21 protein-coding genes are annotated in these 22,109 nt (G+C 67.1%); 17 read left to right on the top strand and 4 right to left on the bottom strand.

The window, feature by feature from the left end; translation table 11 throughout:
• Positions 1-290 precede the first annotated feature (290 nt).
• The 3 genes from mltB to ACE026_RS09765 all read left to right on the top strand — a co-directional run bounded on the left by mltB (position 291) and on the right by ACE026_RS09765 (position 4,077).
• Positions 291-1,436 carry a lytic murein transglycosylase B gene (mltB, locus tag ACE026_RS09755; protein WP_486038839.1) on the top strand — a complete coding sequence of 382 codons (1,146 nt, stop codon included), beginning with the start codon at positions 291-293 and terminating at the stop codon, positions 1,434-1,436.
• Positions 1,433-2,752: a septal ring lytic transglycosylase RlpA family protein gene (locus ACE026_RS09760; RefSeq protein ID WP_486038840.1), complete on the top strand. Its 1,320-nt coding sequence runs from the start codon at positions 1,433-1,435 to the stop codon at positions 2,750-2,752. The genes mltB and ACE026_RS09760 overlap by 4 nt, the downstream gene beginning before the upstream one ends.
• Before the next feature lie 107 nt (positions 2,753-2,859).
• Positions 2,860-4,077, top strand: coding sequence for a D-alanyl-D-alanine carboxypeptidase family protein (locus ACE026_RS09765; RefSeq protein WP_486038841.1), 1,218 nt, complete (start codon positions 2,860-2,862; stop codon positions 4,075-4,077).
• 113 nt (positions 4,078-4,190) lie between these two features.
• On the opposite strand, the gene ACE026_RS09770 is transcribed toward ACE026_RS09765, so the two are convergent.
• The gene (locus tag ACE026_RS09770; protein WP_486038842.1) at positions 4,191-5,255 is read right to left on the bottom strand and encodes a lipid A deacylase LpxR family protein; all 1,065 of its coding nucleotides are present in this window, start codon (positions 5,253-5,255) and stop codon (positions 4,191-4,193) included.
• Between the two features lie 193 nt (positions 5,256-5,448).
• Between ACE026_RS09770 and ACE026_RS09775 the strand changes: the two genes are divergently transcribed.
• From ACE026_RS09775 to gnd, 7 genes are all read left to right on the top strand, one after another.
• Positions 5,449-5,727: a DUF493 family protein gene (locus ACE026_RS09775; RefSeq protein WP_121041243.1), complete on the top strand. Its 279-nt coding sequence runs from the start codon at positions 5,449-5,451 to the stop codon at positions 5,725-5,727.
• Complete coding sequence (gene lipB / locus ACE026_RS09780) at positions 5,715-6,422, top strand: lipoyl(octanoyl) transferase LipB (protein ID WP_486038843.1); 708 nt, start codon at positions 5,715-5,717, stop codon at positions 6,420-6,422. The genes ACE026_RS09775 and lipB overlap by 13 nt, the downstream gene beginning before the upstream one ends.
• A gap of 18 nt (positions 6,423-6,440) precedes the next feature.
• Positions 6,441-7,454, top strand: a complete 1,014-nt coding sequence (gene lipA / locus ACE026_RS09785; RefSeq protein ID WP_121039885.1) for a lipoyl synthase — start codon at positions 6,441-6,443, stop codon at positions 7,452-7,454.
• Positions 7,455-7,692: 238 nt separating this feature from the next.
• The gene (locus ACE026_RS09790; RefSeq protein ID WP_486038844.1) at positions 7,693-9,870 is read left to right on the top strand and encodes a carboxy terminal-processing peptidase; all 2,178 of its coding nucleotides are present in this window, start codon (positions 7,693-7,695) and stop codon (positions 9,868-9,870) included.
• A gap of 131 nt (positions 9,871-10,001) precedes the next feature.
• Entirely contained in the window at positions 10,002-10,601 is a 600-nt protein-coding gene (locus ACE026_RS09795; RefSeq protein ID WP_486038845.1) for a DUF2242 domain-containing protein, read from the top strand.
• A gap of 22 nt (positions 10,602-10,623) precedes the next feature.
• The gene (locus ACE026_RS09800; protein WP_486038846.1) at positions 10,624-11,904 is read left to right on the top strand and encodes a hypothetical protein; all 1,281 of its coding nucleotides are present in this window, start codon (positions 10,624-10,626) and stop codon (positions 11,902-11,904) included.
• A 3-nt stretch (positions 11,905-11,907) separates the two neighbouring features.
• Positions 11,908-12,810: a phosphogluconate dehydrogenase (NAD(+)-dependent, decarboxylating) gene (gene gnd, locus ACE026_RS09805; RefSeq protein WP_486038847.1), complete on the top strand. Its 903-nt coding sequence runs from the start codon at positions 11,908-11,910 to the stop codon at positions 12,808-12,810.
• Between the two features lie 5 nt (positions 12,811-12,815).
• Here the strand turns inward: gnd and ACE026_RS09810 are convergent, their stop codons facing one another.
• Positions 12,816-13,856, bottom strand: a complete 1,041-nt coding sequence (locus ACE026_RS09810) for an oxidoreductase (RefSeq protein WP_486038848.1) — start codon at positions 13,854-13,856, stop codon at positions 12,816-12,818.
• Between the two features lie 170 nt (positions 13,857-14,026).
• Between ACE026_RS09810 and ACE026_RS09815 the strand changes: the two genes are divergently transcribed.
• The 4 genes from ACE026_RS09815 to ACE026_RS09830 all read left to right on the top strand — a co-directional run bounded on the left by ACE026_RS09815 (position 14,027) and on the right by ACE026_RS09830 (position 18,359).
• On the top strand, positions 14,027-14,401 hold the full coding sequence (locus ACE026_RS09815; protein WP_121039870.1) for a BON domain-containing protein: 375 nt from the start codon (positions 14,027-14,029) through the stop codon (positions 14,399-14,401).
• A gap of 181 nt (positions 14,402-14,582) precedes the next feature.
• Positions 14,583-16,403 carry a sensor histidine kinase gene (locus tag ACE026_RS09820; RefSeq protein ID WP_486038849.1) on the top strand — a complete coding sequence of 607 codons (1,821 nt, stop codon included), beginning with the start codon at positions 14,583-14,585 and terminating at the stop codon, positions 16,401-16,403.
• Positions 16,400-16,840 (top strand): response regulator, encoded by a 441-nt coding sequence (locus tag ACE026_RS09825; protein WP_019186024.1) that lies wholly within the window; start codon positions 16,400-16,402, stop codon positions 16,838-16,840. The genes ACE026_RS09820 and ACE026_RS09825 overlap by 4 nt, the downstream gene beginning before the upstream one ends.
• A 4-nt stretch (positions 16,841-16,844) precedes the next feature.
• Complete coding sequence (locus tag ACE026_RS09830) at positions 16,845-18,359, top strand: ATP-binding response regulator (protein WP_486038850.1); 1,515 nt, start codon at positions 16,845-16,847, stop codon at positions 18,357-18,359.
• On the opposite strand, the gene ACE026_RS09835 is transcribed toward ACE026_RS09830, so the two are convergent.
• The gene (locus tag ACE026_RS09835) at positions 18,360-19,094 is read right to left on the bottom strand and encodes a proteasome-type protease (RefSeq protein WP_486038851.1); all 735 of its coding nucleotides are present in this window, start codon (positions 19,092-19,094) and stop codon (positions 18,360-18,362) included.
• An 84-nt stretch (positions 19,095-19,178) separates the two neighbouring features.
• Between ACE026_RS09835 and folK the strand changes: the two genes are divergently transcribed.
• Entirely contained in the window at positions 19,179-19,670 is a 492-nt protein-coding gene (folK, locus tag ACE026_RS09840; RefSeq protein ID WP_486038852.1) for a 2-amino-4-hydroxy-6-hydroxymethyldihydropteridine diphosphokinase, read from the top strand.
• Positions 19,671-19,701: 31 nt separating this feature from the next.
• Here the strand turns inward: folK and ACE026_RS09845 are convergent, their stop codons facing one another.
• Positions 19,702-20,439 (bottom strand): pteridine reductase, encoded by a 738-nt coding sequence (locus ACE026_RS09845; protein WP_486038853.1) that lies wholly within the window; start codon positions 20,437-20,439, stop codon positions 19,702-19,704.
• Positions 20,440-20,495: 56 nt separating this feature from the next.
• On the opposite strand from ACE026_RS09845, the gene ACE026_RS09850 reads away from it, so the two are divergent.
• Together ACE026_RS09850 and ACE026_RS09855 are read left to right on the top strand one after the other, a co-directional pair.
• Positions 20,496-21,680, top strand: a complete 1,185-nt coding sequence (locus ACE026_RS09850; protein WP_486038854.1) for a class I SAM-dependent methyltransferase — start codon at positions 20,496-20,498, stop codon at positions 21,678-21,680.
• A gap of 55 nt (positions 21,681-21,735) precedes the next feature.
• On the top strand, positions 21,736-22,071 hold the full coding sequence (locus ACE026_RS09855) for a VanZ family protein (RefSeq protein ID WP_486038884.1): 336 nt from the start codon (positions 21,736-21,738) through the stop codon (positions 22,069-22,071).
• Positions 22,072-22,109 lie beyond the last annotated feature (38 nt).

Raw genomic sequence — 22,109 nt, forward strand, 5'->3', positions numbered from 1 at the left:
GGGATGGGGACGCAACCGGCGGACCTCTTGTGCCTTCTGCATCTTTCTCAAAAGTGAGACGTGCGTTGCTCGATGGCCCTTCGCCGGGCGGTTGCGGTGAGGCGGACATGCGCCTTGCCGCATCGTCGCCCGTTCGAGACGGCAGCGGCGCCCTGGTCAGACTATGAATGGGCAGGGGAGGCAGGGCCTGCCTACACACGGGCTTAACGGTCGCAAAGAAACTCAGGCAATCCGTTGAGATTCATGGCCTTAGGGGTTTTAATTCATCCATGACCTGCTAACCTGCCGCGATGATCCGACGCTCCCTGGCCTGCATGCTCACGCTCGGTTTGGTCGCTTGTGCGACCCAGCCGCAGACTCCTTCACCGACGCCGCAGGCCTCGGGTGTCCCGGTTACGCCGGCCGCCGGCAACAAGGGTCCCGCCGAAGCCGCCCCCGAAGCCGCCGGTGCCAATGCCGCCCCGGTCGATCTGACCCCGGTGCCCTTCGAGGTGGCCCGCGCCAACTTCGTGCGTGACACCGCCGCCCGTTACGGGATTCCCGCCGCGCAGATCCAGGCAACCCTGGCCCAGGCGCAGATCCGTGATCCGATCATCGCCGCGATGTCGCGCCCGGCCGAGCGGGTCAAACCGTGGAATGAATACCGGCCGATGTTCATCAGCCAGGCGCGGATCGAAGGGGGGAAGAAATTCCTTGCCCAGCACCGCGAAGAGCTGATGCGCGTGCAGCAGCGCACCGGTGTCCCGGCCGAGGTGATCGTGGCGATCATCGGCGTGGAAACCAGCTACGGCGGCAATACCGGTAACTACCGCGTGCTCGATGCGCTGTACACCCTGGCCTTCAAATACCCGCGCAGTGGCGATCCGGCCAAGCTGGAGCGCGAAGTGCGCCGCGAGCTGTTCTTCCGCGACGAGTTGGCGCGCCTGTTCGCGCTGACCCGCGACGAGAAGCTGGACATCACCGCGATCAAGGGCAGCTACGCCGGCGCGATGGGCATGGGCCAGTTCATGCCGTCCAGCTATCTGGACTATGCGGTGGATGGCAACGGCGATGGCCGTCGCGATCTGTTCAACAGCTACGACGACGTCTTCTCGTCGATCGCCAATTACTTCGTCAAGAAGGGCGGTTGGGTGCGCGGTGGCCCGGTCGCCGTGTCGGCCACGCTGCAGGCCGGTCGCGAAGAATTCAATCCGACCGAATGGGCGCCGACCTGGACCTTGTCCCAGTTGGCCCAGCGCGGTTACCAGCCCAGCGTCCCGGTCGCGGCCGGCTTGACCGCCACCCCGATCACGCTGGAAGGCAGCACCGGCAAGCAGTACTGGCTGGGCTTCCAGAATTACTACGCCATTACCCGCTACAACCTCTCGAAAATGTACGCGATGGCCGTGTACCAGTTGTCCCAGGCCATCGCCGGACAGGAGTTGCCGCCGGCATGAACACGATCGCACGCTCCAGATGGCTGATCCCGGGTCTGTTGATACTGGCACTGGCCGCCTGCAGCAGTGCGCCGAAGAAACCGGGTAGCAGCACCGCCGGCAGCAGCAAACCGTCCGGGGCGGTGGTGCAGGGCAAGGGCGGACGCCCGGCGCATTGTCCTGACGGGTCGCCCTACAAGGCGGCCGCGGAAGATCCGAGCACGCGCGGTGACTACCGCGCCGGCGGCCTGTACAAGCCCGGCGTGAATGACAGCACCCCCACCTATATCCCGAACGTGGCCTGCATCCCCGAGCCGGAAGTGGTCGATCTGCCGCGCTCGCCGATCGGCAACAAATCGCCGTATGTGGTGCTGGGCAAGCAATACCAGGTGATGGACAAGACCCGCGGCTATGCTGAGAAGGGCACGGCTTCGTATTACGGCGCCAAGTTCCACGGCCGGCTGACCTCCAACCGCGAGGTGTATGACATGTACGCCTTCACCGCCGCGCACAAGACGCTGCCGTTGCCGAGCTTCGCCCGGGTCACCAACCTGGACAATGGCGAATCGGTGATCGTGCGGGTCAACGATCGTGGCCCGTTCCACGATGGCCGCGTGGTCGACCTCAGTTATGCCGCCGCCGTGCGCCTGGGCATCACCCAGCGCGGCACCGGCAACGTTGAAGTGCGCGCGCTGGCCCCGGGGGATGACAACCTGCTGGCTGACAAGCCCAGCCGCCGCGAGCGCCGCGAGGTTGCCGCCGCTGCGGCGCCCGCCACCACGGCCAGCGCTGCCGCGGCACGCCGCGCCAGCGACATGGATGCCTTGGTCGGCAAGCTGCCGGCCGCCACGGCCACGGCAGCCGCCGCCAAGCCGGCCGGCGAGCAGTACCGCTACCGCGTGGCCGACTCGGCCAAGCCGGGCAACGCCGACAACTTCGATCACTGGATGCGCGACAACGGCGTGCGCGTGGCGACCGGCAAGCCCGCCACCACCCAGGCCGCCCGTGTCGACAGCGCCCCGGTCGCGGTAGCCGCGTTGCCCGCCGCCGCACCTGCAGTGCGCCCGGCACCGGCGCCCAGCGCGACGCTCTCCCAGCAGGTGCTCGGCAGCGTCCTGCTGCAGGTCGCCAGCTTCGCCAGCCGCGACAACGCCACCCGTGCGCTCGGCCAGTTGTCCTCGGCCGGTATCGCCGGGGCCAGCATCAGTGACATCGTCAGTGGCGGGCGCACCCTGTGGCGCCTGCGCGTGCCGGCTCCCGACCATGCCAGTGCCTCGGAACTTGCCGGCCGGATTGCCGGTCTGGGCTTCGGGGCGCCGCAGATCGTGAAGGACTGAGCCTTCCGCTGCCCACGGCACGCCAGCGCGTGCCGCCGCTCCTTGGGCCTACAATGCCCGTTATCCCTCATCCACCCCTTGGCGCCCCTCCAGGAGCTTGCTGTCCGATGAAATTCCGCTTTGCCGCCGCTGCCATGGCCACGACCCTGTTCGTGGGCATGGTTTCCGCCCAGACCCCCTTGCCGACCCCGGCACCGGCGCCTGCTCCCGCCGCCGCCGCACCGGCCACCGTGGCCACGCCGCCGGCTCCGAAGCCCAGCGTCTCCAAGGCCTGGATCCTGATGGATTACGCCACCGGGCAGGTCCTGGCCGGTGAAAACGTGCACGAACAACTGGCCCCGGCCAGCATCACCAAGGTGATGACCTCCTATGTCGTGGCCGCCGAGGTCAAGAACGGCAAGGTCCGTACCGACGACCAGGTGATGATGAGCGAACGCGCCTGGCGCGAGGGCGGCGCCGGCACCGACGGCAGCTACAGCGGCTTCCCGGTCAACCAGACCGCGCGCCTGGAAGACATGGAAAAGGGCATGGCGATCCAGTCCGGCAACGATGCCGCGATCGCCCTGGCCGAGCACGTCGCCGGCAGCGAAGAAGCCTTCGCCTCGCTGATGAACAGCTACGCCGCCAAGATCGGCATGAAGGACTCCCACTTCGTCAACGCGCACGGTCTGAGCGCGCCGGGCCACCACACCACCGCCTATGACCTGGCGCTGCTGGGCCGCGCGATGGTGCGTGACTACCCGGAGACCTACGCCTACAACAAGGTGAAGGAATTCACCGTGGGCAACATCACCCAGCCCAACCGCAACCTGCTGCTGTGGCGCGACCAGAGCGTGGACGGCATCAAGACCGGCCATACCTCCGAAGCCGGCTACTGCCTGATGAGTTCGGCCCAGCGCGGCGACCAGCGTCTCGTGGCGGTGGTGCTTGGTGGCGGCTCGGAAAAGCAGCGCGCCGATGACAGCCTGGCGCTGCTCAACTGGGGCTTCCGCTTCTTCGAAACCCACCGCATGTACGAGCCGGGCAAGGTCGTGGCCGAGCACAAGGTGTGGAAGGGCAAGACCGATAAGCTGCAGCTGGGCGTGGCCCAGCCGATGCTGGTCAGCGTCCCGCGCGGCCGCTACAACGATCTCAAGCCGAGCATCGATGTTCCCAAGACCCTTGAAGCCCCGTTCACCGCCGGCCAGCAGGTCGGTACCCTGAAGGTGATGCTGGACAACCAGGTCGTCGCCCAGGCCCCGCTGGTGGCCGTGGCCGCCGTGGAAGAAGCCGGCTTCTTCAAGCGCCTGTGGGACAGCTTCTGGATGTGGTGGGAATCGGAGTAATCCGCGGCACTGCCTCAGATGAAAAAAAGACCGGCGAAAGCCGGTCTTTTTTTGCGCGTCCCTTCCGGCTGCCCGGTAGTGCCGGCCGCTGGCCGGCTTCTGGTCCGGGCGCCTTACATCGAGCGGCTGATCGTGAAGCTGCCGAACACCGGCGCCTCGGCCTGCCCATCGAATTCGCGCGTGCTGTGGTAACGGGCCAACGCGAATTTCCAGCGCCCGCGCATCACCGCCAGGCCGTAACCGGCCGTCCCCACCACATGGCGCTTGTCCACGCTGTGGCTGTTGCGGAAGGTATTGCCATCGAGCGTGATATCGCGGATCACCCACGCCGCATCGGTCGTGGCGAACAGATGCCACGACCACCCGGTTGGCTTGCCGCCGCGCGTCGGTGCCGTGTTCTCACCGGCCGGGCGCAGCGGCGTACTGCCGAAGTCGTCCGGCAGCTTCCAGCCAAAACGGACCTCGCCACCCGCATTGAGGTGCGTGGCCAGGTTGCCCACCGCACCACCGTAATGGCTGATCGCATCCCAGCCCCAGCCGCCCAGATTCTCCGTGGCATCGGCCGGCCAGCGGCGCATCCGCTCGTGCGTGAGCATGAACACCGGCTCGTTGTGCAGCTGGTTGTCCCAGCCCTGGAACTTCTCATCGCCCAGCAGCTCGTGCACCGCGTTCTGCACCTCCTCGCCGAGCGCCCATGGCCCCACCACGCCCAACGCCAGCTGGGTCGTCTGCAACCGGTCGCCGCGGCGTGCGTTGTACCCGAAGCTGCCGATCAGCACGCCCGCGTACGGCCGGTCGTCTTCGATCAGGTCCTTCCGGGTGAAATCGGTCGGGGTGAAGATGCCCTGGGCCAGGCTGAAGATCATGTTCTGCTGCTCGTACTCGCCCGGGTGCAGCCGCTCCAGATGGCTGTTGACCCAGCGCGCCAGGCGCGGCAGACACGGGTCGTCGGTGTAATCCACCAGATTCGGCGACACGAAGGTGATCTGGGCCCCGTTGGTATAGCCCTGATCCTGGTCCTTGCCGCCGAACAGGTCGTTGTCAACGCGGAAATTGATCTGTGGCGGGTGCTCGCGCATCGCATCGGGCCCGCATTGGGTGGCGGCGTGGGCAGCAGGCGCGGCCAGGGCCAGGACACCGGCGAGTGCGGCCGGTAGCGCAAAAGGCTTCAAGGACATGGGATACCAGACAGGGATTTATTCTTTCTTAAGCCGATACAGCGTAGTCAGAGCGTGATCTCGTGAACAGCGCTGCGCACGCACTGCTGCGTATCAGTGGCGATACAGGCGTTTTCACGTGCCGTTCGGTACCGCTGTGCGCACGATCAAGCAGCGCTTGGGTTCGGGCGCGGGCATCCCCATAATCCGGGTCATGGAGATCAAGTCTGACAACCCCGACCACGGCTTCCAGTTCCCCGGCCAGTTCGAACTCAGCGCCATGGGCGCGGCCGGCAACGACCTGGAACGCGAACTGCCGCGCCTGCTCGAGCTCGCCGGCCTGGAAGTACTGACCGAGCGGGTCAGCTGGAAACACTCGTCCAACGGCAAGTACGTGTCCGTGCGACTGGTGTTCAAGGCCGACAACCGCGAACAGTACGATGCCGCCCACAACGCGCTGCGCGACCACCCGGAAGTGAAGTGGACGCTGTAGCCAGCTGCGCCACTGCCGCGGCCCCGGGCGACCGGGCGCCGCAACCGGCCATCGTGCGTGACCTCGGCCGCCAGCCCTATGCCCCGGTCTGGCACGCCATGCAGCGCTTCACCGATGCCCGCACCGATGCCACCTGCGATGAACTGTGGGTGGTCGAGCACGAGCCGGTGTTCACCCTGGGCCAGGCCGGCAAGGACGAGCACGTGCTCGCCCCCGGCGATATTCCCGTTCTTCATGTCGACCGTGGCGGCCAGGTGACCTACCACGGCCCCGGCCAGCTGGTGATCTACCCGCTGCTGCAGCTGCGGCGGCTGGGGATCGGCGTGCGCGACTACGTGTGCCGGATCGAACAGGCCATCATCGACACCCTGGGCGACTGGAACATCGGCGCCGAGCGCCTGGATGGCGCGCCCGGGGTCTACGTGGGCGGGGCCAAGGTGGCCGCGCTCGGCATCCGCGTCCGCCGCGGCTGCACCTTCCATGGCCTGTCCTTCAATGTGGCCATGGACCTGGAACCGTTCCGCCGGATCAACCCCTGTGGCTATCAAGGGCTGCAGGTGACCTCGGTGGTAGACTTGGGGGGACCGTCCGGCATGGCGGCCGTCACGCCGGTGCTGCTGGGCCATCTGGCCCGCCAGTTCGGCCTGGACCTCGAGCCGGCCGCTGAACTACCCGATTTGACTGACGCGGCGTGAACGCCGCCGACCAAGGCCATGACTGAAACCACCGCTCGCCTCATTCCCCTGCAGGTTGTGCAGGGCGACACGCCGTCCGCCGCCCCGTTGCAGACGGGCGTCAAACAGATCGGCGGTGACAAGATCGGCCGCTCGCCGGTGCAGTTCGCCGACGTGCCGGTGCTGCGCAAGCCGTCGTGGATCCGCGTGCGGATTCCCTCCGGCAACGCCGTGCAGAACCTCAAGGCCAAGCTGCGCGAGAACCGCCTGGTCACGGTCTGCGAGGAAGCCAGCTGCCCCAACATCCACGAGTGCTTCAGCCACGGCACCGCGACCTTCATGATCCTCGGCGAGGTCTGCACCCGCCGTTGCTCGTTCTGCGACGTCGCCCACGGCCGGCCCAAGCCGCCGGACGCCAACGAGCCGGCCAGCCTGTCCCAGACCGTGGCCGACATGGGCCTGAAGTATGTGGTGGTGACCAGCGTGGATCGCGATGACCTGCGCGACGGCGGTGCCCAGCACTTCGCCGACTGCATCGGTGCCATCCGTGCCAAGTCGCCCAAGACCAAGATCGAAGTGCTGACCCCGGATTTCCGCGGCAAGGGCCGCATGGAGCGCGCGCTGGAGATCCTGGCGACCAACCCGCCGGATGTGTTCAACCACAACATCGAAACCGTGCCGGACCTGTACCGTAACGTGCGCCCGGGCGCGGATTACCAGTGGTCGCTGACCCTGCTCAAGAAGTTCAAGGCCCAGCACCCGGAGATCGCCACCAAGTCCGGCATCATGCTCGGCCTCGGCGAGACCCTGGAGCAGGTGCAGGCTACGCTGCGCGACCTGCGCGAGCACGACGTGGACATGATCACGATCGGCCAGTACCTGCAGCCGACCGCACATCACCACCCGGTGCTGCGTTACTGGACCCCCGAGGAGTACAAGGCGCTGGAGGAGTACGGCAACGCGCTGGGCTTCAGCCACGTCGCCTCCGGGCCGATGGTGCGCTCGTCCTACCATGCCGACCGCCAGGCGGCCGACGCCGGCGTCGCCGGTTGATCCAGCGGGCCCTTCGGGGCCCGTTCTGTCATTCCCCCCTGTCTTTCCCCGGCCGCGGCCCTGAACCGCGGATGGCCGCAGGCCCGTGCCTGCGCGCTGCTGCCCCCGGTATTCACAAATTTCTCCAACGGCCTCGGTAGGCTGAAGGCCCCGGTGACAAACGCGGCAACTTTCGGCACTGTCGTGGTGTCTGTAATGCACGCAGTCTCTCCCTTGGCAAGGTGCCACGAGCTAGTCCATGAAATTCAAAGCCCCCGCATTCCTGATGGCCCTGGCGCTCACCGCGCCGATGGCACTGGCCGCCTACGCCGATTCGCCCGCGCTGCCTTCGGCTGCCACGGCCGACCAGGTGACCACCTCCAAGCTGGTCTACGGACTGCTCTCGGACAGCCGATACGCCTACCGGCCGCGCGCACTGGATGCGGCGACCTCCAAGGACGTCTTCAAGCGCTATCTGGAGTCGCTCGACAGCAGCAAGCAGTTCTTCACCCAGGCCGACATCACCCGCTTCGCCCCGTTCGAGGCCAACATCGCCACCGCCATCCGCGGCGGCGAGCTGGAGCCGGCGTTCCAGGTGTTCGCGGTCTACAAGCAGCGTGTGGGTGAGCGTGTCGGCTATGCGCGCAAGCTGCTCAAGACCGATTTCGATTTCAGCACCGATGAAAAGTTCGAGTACGACCGCAAGGACGTGCCGTGGGCCGCGAGCGGCGCCGAGCTGGACGATCTGTGGCGCAAGTCGGTCAAGAACGATTGGCTGCGCCTGAAGCTGGCCGGCAAGCAGCCGGCCGAGATCCGCAAGACGCTGGACAAGCGTTACGCCACGCTGGAAAAGTCGGTCAATGAGCTCAAGGGCGAGGACGTGTTCCAGTTCTTCCTCAACGCCTACACCAGCGCCGTGGATCCGCACACCGATTACTTCACCCCGCGCACCGCCGAGAACTTCAACCAGGCGATGTCGCTGTCGCTGGAAGGCATCGGCGCGCAGCTGCAGCGCCAGGACGACATGGTGGTGATCCGGGAGGTCATTGCCGGTGGCCCGGCCGCGGTCAACGGCACGCTGAAGCCGGGCGACCGCATCGTCGGCGTGGGCCAGGGCAAGTCCGGTCCGCTGGAAGACGTGATCGGCTGGCGCATCGATGACGTGGTGGCCAAGATCCGCGGCAAGAGCGATACCCAGGTCCGCCTGGAGTTCATTCCGGCCGAAGAGGGCGTCGACGGCAAGCACCACACCCTGGTGCTGACCCGCCAGAAGGTGCGTCTGGCCGAACAGGCCGCCAAGGGCGAGACCCTGACCATCCCGGCCAAGGATGGGGAGCCCGCCCGCAAGGTCGGCGTGATCAAGTTGCCGACCTTCTACCAGGACTTCGAAGGCCGCCGCCGCAACGCCGCCGACTACGCCTCTGCGACCCGTGACGTGGCCAAGCTGCTGGCCGGCTTCAAGGCCGACAAGCTTGATGGCGTGGTGCTGGACCTGCGCAACAACGGCGGTGGTTCGCTGGATGAAGCCATTGAGCTGACGGGTCTGTTCATCGAACAGGGCCCGGTGGTCCAGGTGCGCGAGTCCGGTGGCCGCGTCACCGTCAACAGCGACCGCAGTGAAGTGGTGGCATGGGACGGCCCGCTGGCCGTGCTGATCAACCGCGGCTCGGCTTCGGCGTCGGAAATCTTCGCCGGTGCCATCCAGGATTACGGCCGTGGCCTGGTGATTGGTGAGACCACCTTCGGCAAGGGCACCGTGCAGAACATCGTCGACCTCGATCGTTGGCCGAGTGGCGAGACCCAGCGCTTCGGCCAGGTCAAGCTGACCATCGCTCAGTTCTTCCGCGTCAGCGGCAGCAGCACCCAGCACAGGGGCGTGGTGCCGGATCTGGCCTTCCCGGCCAGCGTGGACGCCAGCGAGTACGGCGAAAGCACCTACGACAACGCCCTGCCGTGGACCCGCATCGCCGCCGTGCCGCACACCCAGTACGGCAACTTCGGCCCGCTGCTGCCCAAGCTGGAAAGCCGCCACGACACGCGCATCGCTGCCGACAAGGAATTCCAGTGGTGGAATGAGGATGTGGAGCAGTTCCGCGCCGAGAAGGCCAAGAAGTACATCTCGCTCAACGAGGCCGAGCGCCGCGCCGAGCGTGAGAAGCAGGACAAGCAGCGCACTGACCGCCAGGCCATCCGCAAGGAACTGGGTCTGGATCTGGATCCGCTGGCCGATGACAGCAATGACGACGGCCTGACCGGCAACGAGCGCGACATCGTCAAGGATGCCGCCCGTGAGAAGGCGGCCGAAAAGCGTCCGGATCCGCTGCTGCGCGAGTCGGCCGCGATCCTGGCCGATGCGGTCAACCTGCTGGAGGCCGACCGCCCGCTGTCGGCCCAGGTGCTGCCGCAGTCGACCGGTGTGGGCCGCTGGGCCGACTGACCGCCACGGCACAGCCCCAGCTGAACCGGTGACAACTCCACAGGCCGCCCTTCGGGGCGGCCTGTGCATATCCACCTCCTGCCAACGTGCACAGGTCTATCCTTGGAGGCTGGATTTCCGCAGGAGCGGCCATGCGCCTTCGTCGTGTACGTTCGATCCCGCTGCTGGCGGGGCTCGCCGCCTTGACCGCCTGTGGCGGCCGCGCCGCTGACAGCACGCTGATCCGGGAGTCCTTCGACTCCGGCGATACCTATTCGCGTACTGTGCCCGGCCCGCCAGCCCAGGCCTGCGAGGCCGCGCGCCGTACCCTGCTCAGCCAGGGCTATGCGATCGCCCGCGCCGGCGATGACGCAGTGGAGGGCAACAAGAACTTCCAGCCCAAGGATGAAGAGCACGAGCAACTGGTGCTGCGCATTTCCTGTGCGCCACGCGGCGACCAGGCGCTGGTGTTCGTCAGCGCGGTGCAGGACCGCTACGCACTCAAGAAGAGCCCGACCTCGGCCAGTGTCGGGGTGGGGGCGCTCGGCTCGGTGTCGCTGCCGTTCGGCAGCAATGACGACTCGCTGGTGAAGGTGGCCAGCAGCACCGTGCAGGACGCCACCTTCTACCGCCGCTTCTTCGAGCGCCTGCAGCAGTACTTGCCGGCCGCGGCGCCCGCAACAGCCCCTGCTGCGGCGGTGGAGGCCACGCCTGCCACGGTGGTGAGCGATACCCCGGCATCGCTGCGCTGAGCGGGCGGGGGTGAGGCAGGCCATGGCAGCAGGATCGCGGCACTGGCGTCGCTGTGCGCTCGCCGCGCTGCTGGGGCTGATCCCGGCGACCAGCGCGTGGAGCGCCGCGTCCTGCGCGCAGGGCGTGCTCACGGACCTGGGCTGGCAGATCGAAGCCGCTGATATCGCCGCGCCGGTCGTGCACGGTGGTCCGGTCTGCGAACGCGCCGATCTGCGCCAGGCCCAGAGCGCCGGCGACCTGCGTGTGCAGCTGCCGCGGCAGTGGTCGGCGGACCAGCGGCAGGCGTGGCTGCCCACGTTGTTCGATGACCCGGCCACGGTCTGCGCGTACGCCTTCCAGCTTGGCGCCGCCACGCGCCGCGCGACGACCGCGCTGCAGGACAACGATGGCTTCCGCTTCTCCGCGCTGCAGCTGGGCTGGATCGGCTTCGGTGCCGGCGGCGCGCAGGCCAAGGGCTGGGAGCGGTTTCGCAGCTTCGGCCGCGGCTATCAGCCGGCCGAGGCCAACAGTGCGGCGCTGCAGACCTTCTACGAGGGCCGCGTGCGTGCCGAGTGCGGGGTCGGCCGCCAGGTCGCGCAACTGGCGACCCAGCGCGAGTTGTACGGCGATGCCGGGTTCGATCGCGAGTTCTCGGCCGATGAGCTCTCCATCGGCACCTTCCTGACCCTGCACGAGACCGACAGCATCCTGCTCGGCCGGCATGCCGGTGAGTTCCTGGCCGATGGCAAGGCGAAGAAGACCGCCCTGCGCGGGCGGCAGGCCTTCGTCGGCACACCCGGCTTCATCGAGCACGTGTTCGAGCGGAAGTACCTGGACGACATCAACAACCAGGCCGAGAACTTCGTGGTGGTCGATGTCAGTGATGCGGCGGCACGCGCGCTGCGCGAGCACGAGGGCTTTGCCTACTACGACCAGATCAACCGGCGTATCTGGGCGCTGGCCCAGCGCATGCCGGGCCCGGGGCCGCGCCGGTTCGAGCGGCTGCTGATCGAGCGCGATCCGATCTGGCGGCGCGAGGTACCGGCCGAGCAGCAACCACTGCTGAAGGAACTGGACGCCTTGCTGGACGATCCGTTCTACCAGGGGTTCCTGATTTACGTGCATCCTCGGGGTATACGTCCTATCGGGTATCACATCGCACGCCTGCTCGATCGCAATCCGCGTACACCGTTCGCGATCGAACTGGGGCTGCACAACCTGCATACCACGCTGTATCGGCGCTGGATCGACGCACGCCTTCGCCAGTGCGATTCCCCGCCGTCAGCGTTCCTGCAAGACAACACGACAACTGAGCAAAGGTGATTCATGGATATTGCAATGATCGGGCTGGGCCGCATGGGCGCGAACATGGCCGAGCGGCTGCACCGTGGCGGCCACCACGTGATCGGCGTCGATCCGGGTGAGGCCGCCCGCAGCGCGGCGGCCGCGCGTGGGTTCCAGGTCAGTGCCTCGATCGCCGAGACGCTCGCCGCGCTGCCGGTCCCGCGCGTGGTGTGGCTGATGGTGCCCGCCGGCGTGGTCGACCAGACCCTGGCGTCACTCTCGCCGCATCTGTCCGAGGGCGATGTGGTGATCGACGGCGGCAACTCGTACTACAAGGATTCCATGCGCCGCAGCGAACAGCTGCAGGGCGAGGACGTGACCTATATCGACTGCGGCACCAGCGGTGGCGTGTGGGGTCTGCAGGAGGGCTACAGCCTGATGATCGGCGGTGACACGGCGGCGGTCGAACGGATTGGTGCGATCTTCCGCACGCTGGCGCCGGGCGAGGACCGTGGCTGGGCGCATGTGGGGCCGAGCGGGGCAGGGCACTTCTGCAAGATGGTCCACAACGGCATCGAGTACGGGATGATGCAGGCCTATGCGGAAGGCTTCGCGTTGATGCAGCACAAGGCCGAGTTCAATCTCGATCTGGCCCAGGTGGCCAAGGCCTGGCAGCACGGCAGCGTGGTGCGTTCGTGGCTGCTCGATCTCAGTGCCGATGCACTGGGCCGCAACCCGCAGCTGGATGGCATCGCGCCGTACGTCGAAGACTCCGGCGAAGGCCGTTGGACCGTCGCCGAGGCGATCGATCTGGATGTGCCGGCCCCGGTGATCACGCTGTCACTGCTCGAACGCCTGCGCTCGCGCGAGAAGAATTCCTTCAGCGACCGCCTGCTGGCGGCGATGCGCAACGAGTTCGGCGGTCACGCGATCAAGAAGACCTGACCGAGTCAGAGCGCCACCCGCCGCCCGCTGCGTGCACTCTCTGCGCCCGCGTCCAGCAGGCGCATCAGCTGCAGCGCCTGCGCAGTGCTGACCGGCGCTTCGCCCACGCCCAGCATCGCATCGCGGAAGGCCGCATAGAACGCCCGGTAATCGCCGGGCACGTTGTCCACGGTGCTGCGCCGGGTGTGCCCGTCGGCATCGATCCGCACCAAGTGACCGTGCTGCGGGTCCAGTCCCCAGCCCGGGGCGCCCGGGGCAATGCCGCGGCGCAGCTGATCTTCCTGCACGTCCAGCCCGTCCTTCAGATAGCTGCCGGCATCGCCATGCACGATGAAGCGCGGGCCGGAGGCGGCCACCAGCGAGCCGGCATGCAGGATCGCGCGATGCCGGGGGTAATGCAGTACCGCATGGACGTAGTCGTTGCCGAGCGCGTGCTCGCGCTGCGCCATCAGGTCCACACTGATCGCGCCGGGCCAGCCGAACAGCTGCAGCATCTGGTCCAGCAGGTGCGGCCCCAGATCCATCCACAGCCCGCTGCCGGGCGCATCGCTTTCGCGCCAGCGCTCGCGCACCTGTGGGCGGAAGCGGTCGAAGTGGGAATGGCATTCGGCGACGCGGCCGATACTGCCGTTGTCGATCACCTGCTTGAGCGTGAGGAAGTCGGCATCGTGGCGGCGGTTCTGGAAAACCGTCACCACACGGTCGGCGTCGTGCGCGGCCTGCACCACCGATTCGGCTTCCGCCACGGACAGCGCGAACGGTTTGTCCACCAGCACGTGTTTGCCGGCCGCCAGTGCCGCGCGTGCCAGCGGTGCATGCGCATCGTTGGGCGTGGCGATCACCACAGCGTCCACCGCCGGGTCGTCGAACACCGCCTGCGGGTCATTGCAGATGCGCACGTCGGTGAAGCTGCGCAGCAGGCGATCCCGCTGCGAGCTGACGATGCTATGCAGTGCAAGCCCTGGCGTATGCAGGATCAACGGCGCATGGAACACGCTGCCCGCCAGCCCGTAGCCGATCAAGGCGACCTGAAGTGTGGCGGCCATGGTGCACTCCAACATAACGGGGCAGGACAGCGTAACGGCTGCGCGCGCGCGGCGGAAATCTGAACGATCAAACGCCAACCTGAGTGGTTCACGGCAACGTTATGCGGCGCCCACGTCCCGTCCACGGCCGTGCACGGACACTGGCTGCACATCCGCAAAGGAATTCGAACATGACCAACACGACCCGTAATCTGCTTGCTGCTTCGCTGGCCCTGGGCATGGTGCTGGGCACCTCGACTGCCATGGCCAAGGATCCGCCGAAGACCACCGATCATGCCGCGATGACCCACGCCGACAAGCACGACTCGGCCGAGCCGGTCACGGATAGCTGGATCACCACCAAGGTCAAGACCGACCTGCTCACCAGCAAGAACGTCCCGGGTACCGAAGTGAAGGTGGAGACCGTCAATGGTGTGGTCACCCTCACCGGCACCGTGGCCAGCCAGGCCGAGCATGACAAGGCGGTGCGCGTGACCCAGCAGATCAAGGGTGTGAAGCGCGTCGACGCTGCCAACCTGAAGGTCGCTGCGACCGCTGCACGCTGAGCCCCACCGCTGCATCGCTGAACAGGGCGCGCCTTCGGGCGCGCTTTTTGTTGGTCGGCAGGCCGCCTGCCCCGTATTCACAAAGGGGTGGGGTATATTCAACGCTTCGCCATTGCCGATGGGGCTGCGCGGGCCGGCCGCCTGGGCCGGGTCGTCGATGGCATCGAGCTGACGAGGGACTATGGCGCTGGTGTTCAGTGATCAAATCTGGGACCGCTGGCGTCTGCCGGCCTTGGCCCTGGCGGCGGTAGCCATCATCGTGGTGCCGTGGCTCACCCTGCGCAAGCTGGCCGATGACAACATCGATGCGATGAACTGGGTCACCCATACCCAGGATGTCGGGGTGGCGGTCTACCAGCTGCAGGCCGATGTCCGCGATGTCGAATCCGCGGCGTTGACGATGTCCAAGGGCATCGATGCCCCCGGCCTGCGTGAGCGGCTGGCCCAGGCCGACGACATTCCCGGGCGGCTGGCGCGGTTGGCGGAACTGACCCGCGACAATCCCGATCAGCTGGTCCGGATCGGTCGCATCCAGTCCATGCTCGAGCGCCGGATGGAACTGGCCAAACAGTTGGCTCGTTCCTCGCCCGATGCCGATCAGCGCCAGCTGGTGGCCGACTTGACCACGCGCTACCCGATCCGCAGCCTGGTGGAAGAACTGCAGGCCACCGAGGAGCAGCTGCTCAAGCAGCGCTCCACGCTGTTTGCCGCACAGCAGCGCCAGGGCGAGTTCGTGTCCTGGTCGTCGCTGGTGGTGCAGTTGCTGTTGCTCGGCCTGGTGCTGTGGCTGTTGCAGCGGCAGATCCGCCACCGCCTCTCCGCCGAACGTGCCTCGCTGCGCGCGGCCGAGCGCGCGGCCTCGGTGCTGCATACCGTGCGCGAGCCGATCGTGCTGCTCGACCGCAGCCTGCGGGTACAGATGCACAACCCCGCATTCGCCGAACTGTATGGGCTGGACGAGGAGGCGTCGTCCGAGGGGCTGCTGCTGGACAGCATCGGCGACGGTGCGTGGGCCGATGCGGTGGTCCGCCAGCGCCTGACCGATGTGCTGCTGCGCGGCCGCGAGCTGTGGGACTACGAGCACGAACAGCGCACCGCCGATGACGTGGTCCGCATCATGCTGATCAACGCGCGCCGTATGCCATTGCCGGACAAGGACGACGAGGTGGTGCTGATGACGGTCAGCGATGTCACCGTCCAGCGCGCCGTGCAGCTGCGGGTGGAAGAGCTCAACCGCCAGCTGGAAGGGAAGGTCGAGCAGGTCTCCGAGGTCAACCGCGAACTGGAAGCATTCAGCTACTCCGTTTCGCACGATCTGCGCGCGCCGCTGCGTCACGTGGCCGGCTTCTCGGACAAGTTGACCCGTCACCTGGGCGAGGGCGCGGACGAGAAGTCCCTGCATTACCTGGGCGTGATTTCCAATTCGGCCAAGCGCATGGCCGCGTTGATCGACGACCTGCTGGTCTATTCGCGCCTGGGCCGGGCGGCGATGCGGCTGCAGGCCGTGGACATGCAGTCGCTGGTGGCCGACACCCGCGCCATGCTCGATGCCAACCAGCAGAGCGAGTCGGAAAGCAGCGGGGTGCCGCACCATATCGACTGGAAGATCGCGCCGCTGCCGATCATTGTTTCCGATGAAAACATGATGCGGCAGGTCTGGCTGAATCTGCTCGGCAACGCGATCAAGTATTCTTCCAACCGCGAGCCGGCCCGGATCGAGGTCGACTACAAACTGCAGCCCGACGGCAGCCATCTGTTCACCGTGCGCGACAACGGCGCCGGGTTCGACATGGCTTACGCCGGCAAGCTGTTCGGGGTGTTCCAACGGCTGCACAAGGCCAGTGACTACCCCGGCACGGGCATCGGCCTGGCCAGTGTCCGCCGGGTGCTGACCCGCCACGGGGGCCGCATCTGGGCCGAGTCGGCGGTCGATCAGGGCGCCACGTTCCACTTCGTTCTTCCACCCGCGCTCGACGCAATCAACAAGGGCTCCGCCGCATGACCGCTCTCCGCACCATCCTCCTTGCCGAGGACAGCCCCGCCGACGCCGAGATGGCCATCGACGCATTGAAGGAGGCCCGCCTGGCCAACCCGATCGTGCACGTCGAAGACGGCGTGGAAGCGATGGATTACCTGCTGCGCCGTGGCGCCTTCGCCAACCGCGATGAAGGCCTGCCGGCGGTGTTGCTGCTGGATATCAAGATGCCGCGCATGGATGGCCTGGAAGTGCTCAAGGAAATCCGCAACACCGAGGAGCTCAAGCGGCTGCCGGTGGTGATCCTGTCGTCCTCGCGCGAGGAAAGCGATCTGGCGCGCAGCTGGGACATGGGCGTGAACGCCTACGTGGTCAAGCCGGTGGACGTGGACCAGTTCTTCGGCGCCGTGCAGACCCTGGGCAAGTTCTGGGGCTTGATCAACCAGGCACCGGAGATCGAGTAAGCCCATGCCGCTGACCGGCCCCGCCCTGGGTGCGCTGCGGATCCTGCTGATCGAGGATTCGCCGGAAGACGCCGAACTGATGTGCGAGCAGATGCTCGACGCTGGCCTGGAGGCCAGCTTCGAGCGGGTCGAGAGCGCGCAGGAAGTGCGTGAGGCGCTGGCACGCGCCGCGCCGGATATCGTGCTGTCCGACCTGAGCATGCCCGGCTTCTCCGGCAATGAAGCGCTGCAGATCGTGCGCGCCGCGTTGCCCGAGGTGCCCTTCATCTTCGTGTCCGGCACGATGGGTGAGGAAAACGCGGTGGCCGCCCTGCACCAGGGCGCCAACGATTACATCATCAAGCACCAGCCGGCGCGCCTGCCCTCGGCGGTGGCGCGTGCCGTGCGCGAAGCGCGCAGCGCGATCGACCGCCAGCGGGTGGAAGCCGAGCTGATGCGCGCGCAGCGTCTGGAAAGCCTGTCGCTGCTGGCGGCCGGCCTGAGCCACGACCTGCGCAACATCCTGCAGCCGCTGCTGATCATGCCGGACCTGATGAAGGCACGGACCGACGATCCGCAGCTGCACCATCTGGCCGACATCATTGCCGAGTGCGGCCGGCGCGGGCATGAGATGGCCGAATCGATGCTGTCCTTCGTGCGCGGTTCGCGCAACAGCAGCGAGCACATCTGCCTGGTCCACCTGTTCGAAGGGGTCGAGCTGCTCCTGCGCAGCAACCTGCCGGCCAAGGTCACCCTGCATCTGGAGGTGGCCGATGGCCTGGCGGTGGATGCCAACTACACCGAGCTGCAGCAGGTCCTGCTCAACCTCGCGTTGAATGCCATCCAGGCCATGCCCGATGGCGGCCGGTTGACCCTGCGCGCGGCATCCGCCGCCGATACGCATGGCGAGGATTGGTTGCGGATCTCGGTGACCGATGAAGGCATCGGCATGGATGCCGACACGCTGTCGCATCTGTTCAATCCCTTCTTCACCACCAAGGCCACCGGCACCGGCCTGGGCCTGATTTCGTGCAAGCGCATCATTGAAGGCGCACACGGCAGCATCCACGTCGACAGCCAGCCGGGTGTCGGCACCCGCTTCGATCTGCTGCTGCCGATGCGCGAGATCGCCGATATCGCCGCTACGGTCGATGGGCCGATCGCCGCCGGTACCGGCCAGTCCATCCTGGTCGTGGACGGTGAGGCGACGCGGCTGTCGCTGCTGGGCAACGCGTTGTCCAGCCAGGGCTATCACCTGCAGCTGGCCTCCGATGGTGCGGCCGCGCTGCGCTGGATGCAGCAGGAGAGCATGCCGGCACTGGTGATCGCCGATGCCGGCTCCAAGCTGCTTTCGGCCAGCCACCTGCTGGGCGAGATGGCCACGTTGGGCTATCGCGGGCCGGCGCTGGTGCTGGAAGAAGCCGACGTCGCTGTGCCGCTGGCGGTGTTCCCGCCGGGCATCAATGTGCACGTGCTGCGCAAGCCGCTGGAAATGCAGCAGGTGTTCCGTTCGGTCGCTGAGGCGCTTGAAACCGCGTGATCAGGCCTCCCAGGGAAACCGGGGGAGGCTGGCCACGGCCTGTTCGAGCTTGAAGGACCAGTTGCCGTGGATTTCCGCGTAGAGCGGGCTGTCGCCAGCCAGGCGCATGCGCTGGGTGATGCGCAGGTCATCCTTGCCGATCAGCACCAGATCCACCGGCAGCCCGACCGACAGGTTGGAGCGGATGGTTGAATCCAGCGAGACGATGGCGGTGCGCGCAGCGTCTTCCAGCCGCGTCTGCGGGCGCAGGATCCGGTCCAGGATCGGCTTGCCGTACTTGGACTCGCCGATCTGCAGGAACGGGGTCTCCGGCGAGGCCGCGATCGCATTGCCGAGCGGATAGATCATGTACAACCCCGGATGCTCGCCGCCGATCTGGCCACCCAGGATCAGCGTGGCCTGGGTGACGATGCCGTCCTGGCCCGCCTCATGCGTGCTGGATTTGACCTGGCTGTCGAGCAGCACCCGGCCCACGTACTCGGCCACCTCGAACAGATGGCGGTAGGCGCGCAGGTTTTCCGGGCGCTGTTCCTCCACATCACGGCGCAGCCGTGAGATCAGCAGCTGGGTGGTCGCCAGGTTGCCCGCGGCCATGATGACGAAGGCGGCTTCACCGGGAAACTCGAACTCGTGCAGCTTGCGGTGCACGCGCACGTCGTCCAGCGACGCGTTGGTGCGGGTGTCGGCGGCGAAGACCAGGCCTTCGTCCACCTCGATGCCGACGCAATAGGTCATGTCGGTGTCCTATGATGTGCACCCCGATTCTATGCGCTGGGCATGTTGCCCCCGTGTGGAATCGCCCCACGTACGCTGAATACCATGACCACTGCGCTCCTGAGCCTGGGCAGCAACCTGCAGCCGCAACAGCACCTTCACGCCGCGGTGGAAGCGCTGCGCGCGCGTTTCGGCGCGATCGCGGTATCGCCGGCCTACCGCACTGCCGCGGTGGGCTTCGACGGCCCGGATTTCCTCAACAACGCCGTGGCGATCGAGACCGATCTGCCGCTGCAGACGCTGGATGACTGGCTGCACGCGCTGGAGGATGCCCACGGCCGCGACCGCAGCGGCCCGCGCTTCAGCGACCGCACCCTGGATATCGATGTGGTGTTCTACGGCGACCTGATCGTAGAGGGCCCCGGCCATCTGCGCATCCCGCGCCCGGAGCTCAAGCACGCCTTCGTGCTCAAGCCGCTGGCGGACATCGCCCCGGATTTCCGCGATCCGGTCAGCGGACTGACCCTGGAGGCGCTGTGGCGCGCCCATCGGCAGTTCGGCGAGCCGTTCGACACGATGGAACTGGTGTCCGGGTAATCAGGCACTACCGGGGCGGTGCAATCGGCGTTTACGACAACGTCCGCCCACCATCCACGCGCAGTGTGTGCCCGGTGACGAACGCGGCCTCGGTGGCCAGCCAGTACACCGCCTCGGCGATCTCCTCCACCGTGCCGGTGCGGGCCAGCGGCGTGCGCGCCAGCAGCGCCTGCTGGGCGAAATCGTCCTTGCCCTGTTCCGGCCACAGGATCGCGCCGGGGGCGACCGCGTTGACCCGCACCTTGGGGGCCAGCTCCAGCGCCAGCGAGCGGGTGACCATTTCCAGGGCTGCCTTGGCGGCCGCATACACCGGGTGGTCGCGCATCGGCTGGGTGCCGTGCAGATCGGTCAGGTTGACGATGCTGCCCTGCTGGCGGCGCAGGGGCGGCGCGGCGGCCTGGGCCAGCAGCAGCGGGGCGCGCGCGTTGACCGCGAACAGGTCGTCCCACTGCGTGGCGGTGATCTGGCCGAGCAGGGTGGGGTAGAAGTTGGAGGCATTGTTGACCAGCGTGTCCAGCCGGCCGAACTGGGCCACGGTCTGGTCGATCAGATCGGGCAGGGCATCGGCATCGCGCAGGTCCGCCTGCAGCGCCAGCACGCTGCCCGGGCGCAGCATGTCCATGTCGAAGGCCATCTGCTGCAGCTCGGTGGTGGAGGTGTGGGCGTGCAGCACCACCGACCAGCCACAGGCGTGGAACTGGCGGGCGATGGCCGCGCCGATCCGGCGCGCACTGCCGGTGATCAGCGCCACGGGCGCGGTATCGGTCATCGGGGGTACTCCCTGCTCAGGCTATGCTGTGCATTGTCACCGCAATCGCCCGCACCATGCATTCCCCACTGCCCACCCCCGAATCCGACGCCCTGGCCCACAGCGACGAGCTGGCTGCGGCGCTGCGTGCTGAAATCCTCGCCAACGGCGGCGCGATGCCGTTCTCCCGGTTCATGGAGCTGAGCCTGTACACGCCCGGTTGGGGCTACTACAGCGCCGGTGCCAGCAAGTTCGGTGCCGCCGGCGATTTCACCACCTCGCCGGAGATCGGCGCGCTGTTCGCCGCGACCCTGGCCAATGCGATCGCCCCGGTAATGCAGCAGCTCGGCCCGGAAGCGCGTTTCATGGAAGTGGGTGGCGGCAGCGGCGCTTTCGCCGAAGTGCTGCTCAAGCGCATGCTGGAACTGGACGCGCTGCCTGAGCGCTACGCGATCCTGGAGCCCAGCGCGGACCTGCGCGAGCGCCAGCGCGAGCGCCTGGAAAAGGCGCTGATCCCGCCGGTGTTCGCCCTGGTGGAATGGCTGGACGGCCCGTTCGATGACGACTGGGACGGCATGGTCTTCGCCAATGAAGTGATCGATGCCTTGCCGACGCCGCGCTTCCTCGCGCGCGATGGCATGGTGTACGAGGAAACCGTCGAGCTGGATGCGCAGGGCGCCTTCGTGCGCGGCGCGCAGCCGGCCGATGCGATGCTCACCGCGGCGGTACGGCATGTCGAGCACTACCGCGAGAAGCCCTTCGCCGATGGTTACCGTTCCGAACTGCTGCCGCAGCTGCCGTACTGGATCCAGGCGATCGCCGGCGGCCTGAAGCGCGGCGCGATGCTGTTCGTCGATTACGGCTACCCGCGCAACGAGTATTACCAGGACGACCGCGACGAGGGCACGGTGCGCGCGTTCTATCGCCACCACGTGCACAACGATCTGTACCGCTGGCCGGGCCTGCAGGACCTGACCGCTTCGGTGGATTTCACCGCGTTGGCCGAGTCGGGCACCGGTGCCGGATTCGAACTGGCCGGTTACTGCACGCAGGCCAGTTTCCTGCTCGGTAACGGGCTGGATACGCTGCTGGAAAAGGCCGATGCGCGCACGGACGAGATCGGCCGCGTGCGCCTGCGCGATCAGGTGAAAAAGCTGACGCTGCCAACCGAGATGGGCGAGCGCTTCCAGGTGATGGGCTTCCAGCGCGATGTCGATTTCGAAGCCGCCTTCGAACTCGGCGATCTGACCTGGCGTCTGTAAGGTGGCGGCGACACCCGTGTTGAAGCCGCTGCGTTGGCCGCGATTCTGGCTGGCGATGTGGTGGTTGGCGGTGCTCGGCACCCTCGTGGTCTGCCTGATCCCGCCGCCGCCGATCCCGTTGCCGGAGAACAGCGACAAGGTCGAGCATTTTCTCGCGTATTTCCTGCTGGCCTCGTCGGCCGTGCAGATCTACCAGCGCCGCGCGGCGCTGATCTTGGCGGCAGTCGGCCTGATCGCGCTGGGCATCGGCATCGAGTTCGCCCAAGGCGCCTTGACCGTCAACCGCATGGCCGACCCGATGGATGCGCTGGCCAACACCGTGGGCGTGCTGACCGGCATGGCGATCGTGTTCACGCCACTGCGCGACCTGCTGGTGCGCCTGCGCGGTTGATGCGTGTGACGCAGGCGACCCATGACGGGTAGTGGGGG

The organism is Stenotrophomonas sp. AGC87 (genome assembly GCF_057333975.1).